Source organism: Streptomyces sp. NPDC050439, assembly GCF_040655335.1.
Lineage (GTDB): Bacteria > Actinomycetota > Actinomycetes > Streptomycetales > Streptomycetaceae > Streptomyces.
Genome location: NZ_JBFAJT010000002.1, coordinates 738,960 through 750,973 on the forward strand (window position 1 = coordinate 738,960; position 12,014 = coordinate 750,973).

Genomic DNA, 12,014 nt, shown 5'->3' on the forward strand with positions numbered 1-12,014 from the left:
CTTTGAGGAGGGGCGGGCTCAGCCGCGCTCGACGAGCAGCGCGCTGCCCTGGCCGACGCCCACGCACATGGTGGCGAGGCCGCGGGCCGATCCGGTGCGGCGCATGCGGTGCAGCAGCGTGGTCAGGATGCGGGCTCCGGAGCAGCCGAGGGGGTGGCCGATGGCGATGGCGCCGCCGGTCGGGTTCACCAGCTCCGGGTCGATGCCCAGGGCGTCGACGCAGGCGAGCGCCTGGGCCGCGAACGCCTCGTTGAACTCGGCCTCCTGGAGGTCGCCGACGGACCATCCGACGCGGGTGAGCGCCTTCTGGGTCGCGGGTACGGGCCCGATGCCCATGACGTCCGGATGCACACCGGCGGAGGCGCCCGCGACGTACCGCCCGAGGGATTCGAGCCCGAGGTCGTTCAGGGCCTCCTCGCTGACGAGGAGGAGTCCTGCCGCGCCGTCGTTCATCGGCGACGCGTTGCCCGCGGTGACGGTGCCGCCCTTGCGGAAGACGGGACGCAGGCCGCTGAGCTTCTCGTACGAGGTGTCCTCACGGATGCATTCGTCGCGCTCGACGAGGGTGCCGTCGGGCAGCGTGACGGGGAGGATCTCGTCGTCGAAGTGGCCGTTCTTGCGGGCCTCGGTGGCCTTTTGGTGGCTGCGGAGGGCGAAGGTGTCCTGGCGTTCGCGGGAGATGCCGTGGCGTTCGGCGACTTCTTCGGCGGTCTCGCCCATCGCGAGGACGCCGTGCAGGTCCTTCATGGCGGGGTTGACCAGGCGCCACCCCAGGCGGGTGTCGGCGGTCTCCATCTTGTGCGGCAGCGCTTCGTCGGGGCGGGGCAGCACGAAGGGGGCGCGGCTCATCGACTCGGAGCCGCCCGCGAGGACGACGTCGGCCTCGCCCGAGGCGATGGTGCGGGCGGCGGCGGTGACGGCTTCCATGCCGGAGGCGCAGAGGCGGTTCACCGTGGCGCCGGGCACGGAGTCCGGGAGGCCGGCGAGGAGGGCGGCCATGCGGGCCACGTTGCGGTTGTCCTCGCCCGCCTGGTTGGCGGCGCCCCAGTAGATGTCGTCGATCCGGGCGGGGTCCAGCTGGGGCGTGCCCGCGAGGAGGCCCCGTACGACGGTGGCGGCGAGGTCGTCCGGGCGGACGGAGGACAGGGTGCCGCGGAGTTTGCCGATGGGGGTGCGGCGGGCTGCGGCGAAGTGGACTGGGCGCACGATACGGCTCCGGATCGTTTGCGGTCGTCGTCTGCGGGGTCACTGCGTGACGGCTTGACGTAAATTAGCACTGCTAGTTTTGAGTGTACGGGGAGGCTGCGCTGGGCGGAAGAGCCGTTTTCCTTCCCCAGCCCCGCCCCTTCCCGAAACTCGCTCGGCGCGAGGGCCCTCCTCAAACGCCGGAGGGGCTGAAAGATTCAGCCCCTCCGGCGTTTGAGGAGCGGGGTCTGGGGCGGAGCCTCAGGTAGGCCCGGGGCGCAGGCACGGTTTTCGGGAAGGGGCGGGGCTGGGGCGAAAGAAGGGCCCTAACCGACCGCCACCCGTACCGGCCCCCCACCCGCGTCCACCTTCCCGACCCAAGACCCCGAGAGGTACAACCCCCGATTAGGAAGAGCTGCCCCCAGCGCCCGCTGTCGGTACAAGCACCGCCCGTCCTGCCTCACCACCAGGACAGGGCAGATCAAAGCCTCCGCCGTCCGCAGGACGAAGCGGCCGCCCGACGCGCCCGGCACCAGCCGGTTCGGCGCCACCCAGCGCAGAGGGGCATCCGCCACCAGCGGCACCGCGCCGCCCGGCCACCCCTCGCCCCCGAGATGCCGCCGCACCGAACCCGCGACCCGCACCCCCTCCCCCGCCGCCACCCGCGCCGGTTCCACCGCGTGTACCCCGCTGCCCACCGCGAAGACTCCTGGCGTCGCGGTGCGGAACGAGGGGTCCACCGCCGGGCCCCGCGTGCCGGGGTCCAGGAGCACGCCTCCGCGCCGCGCCAGTTCGTGGTCGGGGACGAAGTCTCCGGTGAACACCACCGTGTCGCAGGCGAGCACGCGCTCCCGGCCGTCGTGCCGCCGCAGCCGTACTCCCGACAGCCGCCCGCGGCCCAGGAGTTCGGTCACCGACGCCTCCGTCAGCAGCGGCACCGAGGGGACCCCGAGGCGGGCGACCGCGGCCCTGCCCGGGCCGACCTGGGCCCGTGCCTCCTCCGTGACGAGCGCGACGACCCGCACGCCCGCGCGCCGCAGAGCGGACAGCGCCGCGTAGCTCACCGGCTCCGCGCCGACGACGACCGCGCGGGTCCCGATCTCCTGGCGGTAGATGTTGACCGCCTGCTGCAGCTCTCCCGTGGTGTAGACCCCCGCCGGGCGCGTGCCCGACACGAGACGTGCCGTCCGCGGTCTTTCCCGCGCGCCCGTGGCGAGGACCACGGCACGTGCGGTGATCTGTTCCAGGCCGTGCGGTCCGGTCGTCTCCACGGCCAGTGGCCCGGCCCAGCCGGTGGCGCTCACCCCGGTCCGCACGGCCGCTCCGGCGCCGAGCGCGGCCTCGACGAGGCTCTCCGCGTACTGCGGCCCCGTCACTCCCCACCGCCCGAACCCGCCGTGGTGACAGTGGCGCGGCACCCCGCCGGCCCGCGCCTCACGCTCCAGGACCTCCACCGTGCCCGCGCCCGACGCGGCGAGGCGTGCGGCCGCGGCGAGCCCCGCGGGGCCCCCGCCCACGACGAGTACGTCCACGCTCCGCCGCCGCCTCATCGCGTCGCCCCCGACTCGCCCCAGCCGTCAAAGAGTTCACGTACGGCGGCCCCGCAGTAGAACCCCTGGCAGCGCCCGCCCCGCGCGCGGGTCCGGCGCCGCAGTCCGTCCAGTGAGCCGGGTGGAACGGTGCTGATGAGGGCGTCCCTGATCTCCCCGCGGGTCACGCGCTCGCAGTGGCAGACGATGCTGCCGTACGCGGGGTCGGTCGCGATGAGGTCGGCGCGCTGGTAGGGGCGGGGGAAGGCCTCTCCCAGGTTCGGCATGGCCACCGGGTCCAGGTCCTTGGGAGCCGTCAGGTCGAGGTCGGGGCCCGCGGTCTCGGCGAGCAGGCCCACGACGTGCTCCGCGATGGCCATCGACGCGGTGAGGCCCGTGGAGCGGATGCCGCCGACGGTGATGTACCGCTCCTTCGGTGAGGCGTGGATCTGGTAGTCGTCGTGCTCGGTGGCCGCCCGCAGTCCGGCGTAGACCGTGGTGACCTCCTCGTCGAGGAGCGCGGGCAGGATGCGCCGGCCCTTGGCGCGCAGTCCGGCGAGACCGTCCTCGGTCGTGCCGGTGGCCCTCTTGTCGTCCAACTCCTCGGCGGTGGGCCCGAGAAGGACGTTCCCGTACACGGTCGGCGCCACAAGGACGCCCTTGCCGAGTGCCGTCGGCACGGGCAGCAGGATGTGGCTGACCAGGTCGCGGGCGAGCTTGTCGAAGACGATGAGCTGGCCGCGGCGCGGGGTCACGGTGAACTCGCCGCGGCCGAGCAGCCGCCGGTCGAGTACGTCGGCGTGCAGGCCCGCTGCGTTGATGAGGTGGCGGGTGTTTATGACGCCGCGGGGCGTGGTCAGTTCGTGGCGGGTGGCGGTGTCGTCGTCCGGCGATCGTGCCGGGCCGGCCTGCTCCACCGCGCAGTTGAGGTGCAGGTCCACTCCCGCGCGCACGGCCTGGGTGGCGTGTGCGAGTGTCGTCGTCCAGGGGCAGATGATCGACTCGCCGGGGACGTCAAGTGCGCCCAACACGCCGTCGCCCAGGTGTGGTTCGCGGGCCCGGACCTCGTCGGCACCGATGATGCGGGCGTCGGTGCAGCCGTTGCGCTCCGCCTTCTGCAACAGGCCCGGGAGCGCAGCCAGTTGCTCCTCGTCCCAGGCGATGAGCAGCGCCCCGACGGGTTCGACGGGGATGCCCGTCTCGGCTGCGTACGCGGCCAGTCGGCGGCTTCCCTCGCGTACGAGGCGGGCTTCCAGGGAGCCGGGCACGGCGTCGAAGCCGGTGTGCAGGATCGCGGTGTTGGCCTTCGACGTGCCGTCGCCCACGTCGCCGGAGGCTTCGACCAGGGCGACGCGGAGGCGGGGGTGCCGGGCGAGCTCCCTGGCGATGGCCGTGCCGACCACCCCGGCGCCTACGACGGTCACGTCGTAGGGCTCGGACGGCAGTGGGCCCTTGGTGGTGACGCTCATGACGAGGGGGCGGGCGCGCGGTCGAGCAGGGCGTCGACCGCCGAGCGGAACCCCCCGAGGCGCTCGGCGGCCCGCGTGGCGTCGATCTTCGGCTCGTACACGGCGGCGGGCTGCCACCGGGGGACGGCGTCGCGCACCGTGAGCTTCGGGTCGAGGCCCATGCGGGCGACGGCCCCCACACCGAGGGCGGTGACATCGGGCAACGCCGATACCTCCACGGGGAGTTGCAGGAGGTCGGCCTGGGTCTGCATCAGGAGGGCCGAGCGCGTCAGGCCGCCGTCGACGCGCAGGCTCGTCAGGGGCTCGCCCAGGTCGGCGGCGACGGCGTCGGCGAGGGAGACCACCTGGGCCGCGACGCCGTCGCACAGGGCGCGGACCAGATGGCCGGGGGCCGTGTCGAGGCCGAGTCCGGTGATCGAGCCGCGCAGGTCGCCGCGCCACCAGGGCGCCGCGAGCCCGGCGAGCGCGGGCACGAAGGTGACGCCGCCCGCGTCCGTCACCGACGAGCCGACCTGGTCGAGGTCCGCCGCCCCCTCGATCACGCCGAGGTCCGTGAGCCAGCGTACGGCGGACGCGGCCGTGTAGACCTGTCCGTCGAGGCAGTAGCTGCTCTCCCCGGCGAGACGCCAGGCGACGCAGCTGACCAGGCCGGAGTCGCCGCGGCGTGGGCGCGAGCCGGTCTGGGCGAGCAGGAACGCGCCGGTGCCGTAGGTGCATTTGGCGGTGCCCGGCTCGGTCACGTCCTGGGCGAGCAGCGCGGCCTGCTGGTCGACGAGGAGGCCGGTCAGCGGGAGTTCGGGGCCGAAGGCCTTTGTGGTGCCCACCGGGCCCGCCGCGTCGACGACCTGGGGCAGCCGCTCGTCGGCGAGGCCGAAGACGTCAAGGGCGCGTGGCGCCCATGTGGCGTCGTCCAGGTCGAGGAGCTGGGTGCGTCCGGCGGTCGCCGCGTCGGTGACGAACGCGCCGGTGAGCCGGTGGATCAGCCACGCGTCGCTGGTGGTGACGACGCCCTCCCGGGTGAGGTGGCGGCGTATCCATGCCATTTTCGGGGCGGCGAAGTAGGGGTCGAGGGGCAGTCCTGTCAGGTGCCTCAACTCATCCGCGTACGGCGCGAGTTCTGCACAGAGGGGCTCCGCTCGGCGGTCCTGCCAGACGATCGCCTCGGTCAGCGGGCTGCCGGAGGCGGGGTCCCACGCGAGGACCGTCTCGCCCTGGTTGGCGAGGCCGACGGCGGCGACCGGCTCCCCGGCGTCCGCGAGGGCGCGGCGCCCCGCGTCGACGACCGAGGTGAGAAGGGCCGCCGGGTCGACCTCCACCCGGCCGCCGGGGAGGTGGCGCGGGCGCACGGGTGCGGCGCCGGAACCGATCACCCCGCGCTCCGGACAGAGGACGAGAGCCTTCGTGCCGGACGTGCCCTGGTCGATGGCGAGGACAGCCTCGCCGCGCGGTCCTCCGCCGTTGGTGATCACCGCGGAAGCCTGCTACAGCGCCCGGGAAGGCGTCAAGAGGCCCCTTCGCGGGCCGGTCCCCGACTGACTTTTTCTCAAATTACCAACCGGCGCGCCGAGTTGAACGGAATTCGATCCCAAAAGATCCACGAACCGCCCTGCAAACGGAAGTTACAGATCTACACTGACCGCCGAACAAACAACATCACTCCCGAACAAGCCAGTTCAGCCCCTGCCCGCCACTCTCTGCCCCCACAGAGGATTCATGCCCACTCCGTCAGGCCGCCCCGTGTACCACCCGGCGGGCCACGACGAACAGTTGCGCGCCGTTCTCCAGGACCTCAAGACGGGTCGCTGGGTGTCGACGCGCAACCTGCTCGACTCGACCCCCGACTGGGGTCTCTGGACGCAGCGCACACAGATCCTCGCCGCCGCCGTCGCGGGTTCCGACGTGGTCAGGGCCTGGCAGGCCGAGGAGCCGCACAGCGCGGCGGCAGCCGTCCTGCACACCAGGGTCCTGGTCGAGCGGACCCTGCGCGCCCATCGCGCCGGACACCGCCACACCAACGAGCTGTGGCGCGAGGCGGCAGCGGCCTGCGGCGCGACGATCGACGCCTCCCCCGAGGACCCCGTGCCGTGGGTCTGCCTGCTCGCCCTCGCCCAGCTCGACAAGGGGCAGCGCTGGGACGAACACCGGGTGCCCGCTCCCGAGCCGATGCTCTTCCCCGGCCCGTGGCATCTCCTCGCCGAGGCCGACAAGCGGGACCCCGGCAACCGCGAGGCCTACCACCGGATGCTGCAGTTCGCGTACACCCGGCGCCCCGGAGGACCGCTCACCGAAGCGGTCAACTTCGCCCACTGGGCGTCCGGTTCGGCGCCCACCGGTTCCGCGCTCCACGTACTGCCCCTGTATGTGCGCGTCGAGCGGTACCGCAAGGACGGCGGCGCCGAGAACGCCCTGGACCTGCACTGGATCGGGGAGGACGCGACCCGCTCCGCCCTGCGCGCCCTGCACCTGTGGTTCGAGCACACCCGGCCCGCGGCGACCTCACTGCTCGACCTCAGCCACGTCGCCCACGCGTTATGGGGCGCGCATCAATTCGCGGACGCGGCGCGGGTGTTCGAGGTGCTCGACCCCTTCTACACCGTGGCGCCCTGGACGTACCGCACGCGCTCGCCCGGCGACGCAGACGCCGCGGCCGAGGTATTCACGCAGGCACGTACGCGCTGTCTGAGCGCCGTGCGGGATCCGGACTGAGCACACCCTCCTCGGCACGGTCCATCGCAATCAGCACCACCAGCTCCCCCGGTCCACCGCTCCCCGACGGAGGTACATCCGTGTCCCGCACCACCTGGTCGAGTCCCGACTCGACCGCGGCCCCCCTGCCCGACGAGGAACAACGGCTCAGGGAGCTCGGTTACCAGCCGGTCCTGGCACGTCGGATGGGCGGCTTCGGCAACTTCGCCATCAGCTTCTCCGTCATCTCCATCCTCTCCGGCTGCATGACCCTGTACGGCTTCGGGCTCGGCACCGGCGGCCCGGCCGTGATGCTCTGGGGCTGGGCAGGCGTCGGCCTCTTCGTGCTCTTCGTGGGCCTGGCGCTCGCCGAGGTCACCAGCGCGTACCCGACCTCGGGCGCCCTCTACTACATGGCCGACCGGCTCGGCGGCCGACGCTGGGGCTGGTACACGGGCTGGCTGAACCTGCTCGGCCTGCTCGGCGCCATCGCGGGCATCGACTACGGCGCCGCGCTCTTCTCCGGAGCGTTCCTCAACTTGAAGTTCGGCTTCACGCCCACGCCGGAGAAGACCTTCCTGATCTTCCTCTGCATCCTGCTCCTGCACGCCGTCCTCAACCTCTTCAACGTACGTCTGGTCAGTCTGCTCAACTCGATCAGCGTGTGGTGGCACGTGGCCGGTGTCGCCGTGATCGTGGGCGTCCTCGCGATCGTGCCGGACCACCACCAGTCGCCCGGTTTCGTCTTCGGCGAGTTCGTCAACGACACCGGCTGGGACAACCCGCTCTACGTCACCGCGATCGGTCTGCTCCTGGCGCAGTACACCTTCTGCGGGTACGACGCCTCCGCCCACCTGTCGGAGGAGACCTCCAACGCCTCGGTGACCGCGGCACGCGGCATCGTGCGCGCCATCTGGGCGTCCTGGATAGCCGGCTTCGTGCTGCTCGCCGGTCTCACGTTCGCGATCCAGGACTACGCGGGCACCCAGAACACCGAGACCGGGGTGCCGCCGGCGCAGATCATGATCGACGCCATCGGCGAGTCCGGCGCGACGGCCCTGCTGCTCATCGTGATCGTGGCGCAGTTGTTCTGCGGCAACGCCGAGACGGCGGCGGCCAGCCGGATGGTCTTCGCGTTCAGCCGCGACAACGCGCTGCCCGGCTCCAAGGTGTGGCGCAAGGTCAGCTCCCGCACCCAGGTCCCGGTGCCCGCGGTGTGGCTCTCGGTCGGCCTCGCCGCGGTCATCGCCCTGCCGTCGCTGTACTCGACGACCGCGTACACCGCCGTCACCGCCATCAACGTCATCGGCATCACGCCCGCGTACGCCATCCCGATCTACCTGCGGCTGCGGGCGGGCGACCGCTTCCAGCCCGGCCCGTGGAACCTGGGCCGCTGGAGCAAGCCCATCGGCTGGGTCGCGGTGATCTGGGTGGCGTTCGTGACGGTCCTGTTCTGCCTGCCGCAGGTCTCGCCGGTGACCGTCGACACGATGAACTACGCGTCGATCGCGCTCGTCGTGGTGCTGACGCTCGCCACGGTGTGGTGGTTCGTGGCGCGGCGCTCCTACAGCACGCCGTCGGCGTACGGGTCGGAGCGGGAGCAGGCGGAGATCGCGGAGGACATCATCTAGACGCTCGCAGTCTGTTCGGACAACCGCGCCCCCTGAGATCGTCTCAGGGGGTGCGGTCGTTGAGGATCCGCTGGAAGAGCCGGTGGTCGCGCCAGGCGCCGTTGATGTGCAGGAACTTCGGCGCGACCCCGAATTCCTCGAAGCCGCACTTGGTGAGCACGCGCTGCGAGGGCACGTTGTCGAGGAGCGTGCCCGCCTCCACGCGGTGCAGGCCGAGCTCGGTGTCCGCGAAGGCGCAGGCTTGCTCGACGGCGGCGGTGGCGAGGCCGCGGCCGACGTGGTCCACGTCGATCCAGTAGCCGAGATTCCCGCTGCGCAGCGGGCCGAGGACGATGTGGGACATCGTGACCGAGCCGACGATGTCCCCGTCACGGTCGAGCACCCAGGGAGCCGTCCGCCCGGCCCGGCACTCCTCCAGTTGGGCGCGGAGCCGGGCCGCCTGAGCCTGCCGGGTGAAGTAGTCCTCGGGTCTGCTGGGTTCCCACGGCTCCAGATGAGCGCGGCTGCGCAGCCGGGCGTGCGCGAGACCATCGGCGTCCTCCGGCCTGGCGGGGCGCATGACGACGTCCGGGGTGATGCGGGCGGATTCGGTGATCATGCGCCAAGCCTAGGGAACGTGCCGGACACGGGCTCACCGTCCGCCGGCGACCCGCAGGATCGTCCCGGTCGCGTACGACGCCTCGGCCGAGAGCAGCCATGCGACGGCCGCCGCGATCTCATCGGGGTGGCCCGAGCGCCCCAGGGGGATGTTTCCCGCGAGCTTCGCCGGACGCTCCGGGTCCGCGTGGAACTCGGTCCAGATCACGCCGGGCGCGACCGCGTTGACGCGGATGCCGTCCGCCGCGACCTCCTTCGACAGGCCGACGGTCATCGTGTCGACGGCTCCCTTGGCGGCGGCGTAGTGGACGTACTCACCCGGGGCGCCGAGGGTCGCCGCCGCGGAGGAGATGTTCACGATGCCGCCGCCGGCGCCGGTCCGCTGCATGTCGCGGATCGCGCGGCGCGCGCAGAGCAGATAACCGAGTACGTTCACGTCGAGCGCGCGGCGCATGGCGGTGACGTCGGCGTCCGCGAGGGGGCCCACGGGGGCGCCGATCCCGGCGTTGTTCACGAGCCCCGTGACCGGGCCGAGGTCCGCGGCCGCGGTCTCGAAGAGGCGGTCGACGTCCGCCTCGTCGGCGGTGTCCATCCGGACGGTGAGGCAGCGGGCGCCTGTCGCGCGGACCTCCGCGGCCACCTTCTCGGCGGCGTCGGCGTCGGAGTGGTAGCCGAGGGCGATGTGGTGGCCGTCCTTGGCGAGGCGGGTGGAGATGGCTGCGCCGATGCCGCGGCTGCCGCCGGTCACTACCGTGACGGGGTGGTGCTGCACGTATTCCTCCGGTGCGGGGTCGGGATGAAGATCGGGGGCGGGTTGGGCAGGGTTGCCGTTTGATCGATCATTCCCCACCCCCGCCCCTTCCCGAAAGCCGAGTCCGTCCTCAAACGCCGGACGGGCTGCATGGATTCAGGCGCGACGGCCCCGCACGAACTCCCGCAGCGTCCCCGGCGCGCCACCCCCGAACCGCTCGATCGCCTCCGTCACCTGATACAGCTCGTGGTGCGCGCCGATCAGGCGGAACAGTTCCCACAGTTTGTCCAAGTGGGCCACCACGTGCGCGTCCCCGTACAGGGACATCGCGCGCTCATGCCACTCCTCCGGTGACACGTCCACGTACCTCAGGCCGTCGCCGTACGTCCGCACGGCCTCCCCCACGCTCAGGATCTGCCCGGTGAGCAGCACCACGGGATCGGCGCACGAGGGCAGCGGGTCCGCGAGGAGCCCCGCGCCGACCCGCGCCACGTCCTCCCCCGCGATCAGCGGAAGCACCGTGTCCGGGGAGCCCAGCGGCATCGCGAGCTCGCGGCCGCCGCCCGCGCGCACCAGGAAGTCCAGGTTCTCGAAGAAGACCCCGGCGCGCAGGTGCACCGCCCCGATCCCCGCCCAGTCGAAGACCTCCTCTGCGACCCAGTGCTGCCGCATCCGTGGCGTTCCCGCGTCCGGGGCCGCCGCCAGCTGGGACACCTCGACGACGCGTTCGAGGCCCTCCCGCCGGGCCGCTGCCGCGAAGGCGCCGGTCGCCTCAAGCAGGCCGTCGGTGACCGGATAGGTGAAGAAGGCGCGGCGCACGCCCCGTACCGCCGCGCGCACGTCCGTGATCTCGCGCAGATCCCCGACGACCACCTCCGCACCCATCTTCCGCAGCGCGGCGGCGCGGTCGTCGTCGGTGCGCACGAAGGCGCGTACCGCCTGGCCGCGGTCGAGCAGCAGCCGCACCACATGGCGGCCGGTGGAACCCTGCTGCCCTCCCGCGGCCCCGGTGACGAGGACCGGCTCGTTCGTGGTCGATGACGTTTTCGTCATCCCGCTCACGCCTCCCCGCGTCGCAGCGTGAGCGTGAACGCGCCCTGGCGCTCCAGATCCCGCAGGAACGGCTCCGCCGAGAACGCCTCGCCGGGGGCGAGAACCCCTGTCTTCGTCGGGCCCCTTCCCTCCGCGATCCGCGTCGCGCCCTCCACCGAGGCAAGCGCACCGGCCCGCCACAGGTCGTGGCCCGTCAACTGCCCTGCAGCGCTGCCTCCTTCCCACATCGCCTGGACGGCCACGGTGAAGTCGGTGGCCGCGCGTTCCGCGGCGCCGATGTGCTCGCTCTCGAACGCCTTCTCGGCCTCGAAGGCGCTGGTGCTGAGCATCAAGTCCACGGCGCGGACGGGGACATGGCGCGGGACCGTCACGACCTCGCTCGACGGGAACGGGGCGATCATCGAACGTGGGCCGAGCGGCGGCGGGAAGGGGAACACGGCGTTGCGGGGCTCGACGTAGCCCGCGTGCAGGGCGCCGTTCTCGAAGGTGAGGCGTTCGGTCTCGGCGAAGAGGTGGGTCGCGGTGTTCTTGGCACCGGTGGTCAGCCGCCAGCCGTTCACCGCGTACGCGACGACGATCCGGTCGATGCCCGCGATGCCGTCCGACACCGCTCCGGCCAGGAGGTCACCGAGGCCGCCGTAGAAGCTGAGGGCGGGGATCATGACGGCACCGGTGCGCTGCGCCGTGGCCTGGGCGGTGTCGAAGACTCCTTTCACGTGGTGGGGTTCGAGTGCGTGGTCGATGTAGTGGCAGCCCACTTCCGCGGCGGCGGCCGCGACTGGAGCGCCGGTGATCGCGAAGGGCCCCGCGCACTGGATGAGTACGTCGGCGGCGGTCATCACCTCGCGCAGGGCCGTGGCGTCGTCCACGGAGGCGGTGCGGGTCCGCACCCGCTGCCCCGCGTCGAGTTCGTCCGCCAGGGCCTGTAAGGCCTCGGTGTCGCGGCCGACCAGGAGTAACTCCGCTCCTCTGGCGCGAAGTTCGGAGGCCACGAGGCGTCCGGTGTGGCCATAGGCTCCGTAGATTGCGAAGAGCGGCTTTGTCATGCTCAACTCGCTTTCATACCGAAGGTATGCAACTGGTGCGGAACCTACGTACCGTGAGTATGTTCGTC

General features: G+C 72.2%; 10 protein-coding genes. 2 read left to right on the forward strand and 8 right to left on the reverse strand.

What is annotated here, in order from left to right; translation table 11 throughout:
• Positions 1-18 precede the first annotated feature (18 nt).
• The 4 genes from AB0I66_RS10520 to AB0I66_RS10535 form a co-directional block, all read right to left on the reverse strand.
• Entirely contained in the window at positions 19-1,206 is a 1,188-nt protein-coding gene (locus tag AB0I66_RS10520) for a thiolase family protein (RefSeq protein WP_363207364.1), read from the reverse strand.
• 305 nt (positions 1,207-1,511) lie between these two features.
• Positions 1,512-2,735, reverse strand: coding sequence for an FAD-dependent oxidoreductase (locus AB0I66_RS10525; protein ID WP_363207365.1), 1,224 nt, complete (start codon positions 2,733-2,735; stop codon positions 1,512-1,514).
• Positions 2,732-4,183, reverse strand: coding sequence for an FAD-dependent oxidoreductase (locus AB0I66_RS10530; protein ID WP_363207366.1), 1,452 nt, complete (start codon positions 4,181-4,183; stop codon positions 2,732-2,734). The genes AB0I66_RS10525 and AB0I66_RS10530 overlap by 4 nt, the downstream gene beginning before the upstream one ends.
• On the reverse strand, positions 4,180-5,652 hold the full coding sequence (locus tag AB0I66_RS10535; RefSeq protein ID WP_363207367.1) for an FGGY family carbohydrate kinase: 1,473 nt from the start codon (positions 5,650-5,652) through the stop codon (positions 4,180-4,182). Before AB0I66_RS10535 ends, AB0I66_RS10530 begins: the two co-directional genes overlap by 4 nt.
• Before the next feature lie 244 nt (positions 5,653-5,896).
• Between AB0I66_RS10535 and AB0I66_RS10540 the strand changes: the two genes are divergently transcribed.
• Together AB0I66_RS10540 and AB0I66_RS10545 are read left to right on the forward strand one after the other, a co-directional pair.
• Complete coding sequence (locus tag AB0I66_RS10540; protein ID WP_363207368.1) at positions 5,897-6,889, forward strand: hypothetical protein; 993 nt, start codon at positions 5,897-5,899, stop codon at positions 6,887-6,889.
• Between the two features lie 80 nt (positions 6,890-6,969).
• Positions 6,970-8,499, forward strand: coding sequence for an amino acid permease (locus AB0I66_RS10545; protein ID WP_363207369.1), 1,530 nt, complete (start codon positions 6,970-6,972; stop codon positions 8,497-8,499).
• A gap of 43 nt (positions 8,500-8,542) precedes the next feature.
• Here AB0I66_RS10545 and AB0I66_RS10550 read toward each other — a convergent pair whose 3' ends face one another.
• From AB0I66_RS10550 to AB0I66_RS10565, 4 genes are all read right to left on the reverse strand, one after another.
• Positions 8,543-9,097 carry a GNAT family protein gene (locus AB0I66_RS10550; protein WP_363207370.1) on the reverse strand — a complete coding sequence of 185 codons (555 nt, stop codon included), beginning with the start codon at positions 9,095-9,097 and terminating at the stop codon, positions 8,543-8,545.
• A 33-nt stretch (positions 9,098-9,130) separates the two neighbouring features.
• Positions 9,131-9,868, reverse strand: coding sequence for an SDR family oxidoreductase (locus AB0I66_RS10555; protein ID WP_363207371.1), 738 nt, complete (start codon positions 9,866-9,868; stop codon positions 9,131-9,133).
• 135 nt (positions 9,869-10,003) lie between these two features.
• On the reverse strand, positions 10,004-10,900 hold the full coding sequence (locus AB0I66_RS10560; protein ID WP_363207372.1) for an NAD(P)H-binding protein: 897 nt from the start codon (positions 10,898-10,900) through the stop codon (positions 10,004-10,006).
• Between the two features lie 5 nt (positions 10,901-10,905).
• Positions 10,906-11,946, reverse strand: a complete 1,041-nt coding sequence (locus tag AB0I66_RS10565; protein WP_363207373.1) for a saccharopine dehydrogenase NADP-binding domain-containing protein — start codon at positions 11,944-11,946, stop codon at positions 10,906-10,908.
• Between the last annotated feature and the right edge of the window lie 68 nt (positions 11,947-12,014).

Coding starts and splice junctions, on each gene's coding strand:
- AB0I66_RS10560 (WP_363207372.1), bottom strand. CDS start 10,900: ATGACGAAAACGTCATCGACCACGAACGAGCCGGTCCTCGTCACCGGG.
- AB0I66_RS10525 (WP_363207365.1), bottom strand. CDS start 2,735: ATGAGGCGGCGGCGGAGCGTGGACGTACTCGTCGTGGGCGGGGGCCCC.
- AB0I66_RS10530 (WP_363207366.1), bottom strand. CDS start 4,183: ATGAGCGTCACCACCAAGGGCCCACTGCCGTCCGAGCCCTACGACGTG.
- AB0I66_RS10565 (WP_363207373.1), bottom strand. CDS start 11,946: ATGACAAAGCCGCTCTTCGCAATCTACGGAGCCTATGGCCACACCGGA.
- AB0I66_RS10540 (WP_363207368.1), top strand. CDS start 5,897: ATGCCCACTCCGTCAGGCCGCCCCGTGTACCACCCGGCGGGCCACGAC.
- AB0I66_RS10550 (WP_363207370.1), bottom strand. CDS start 9,097: ATGATCACCGAATCCGCCCGCATCACCCCGGACGTCGTCATGCGCCCC.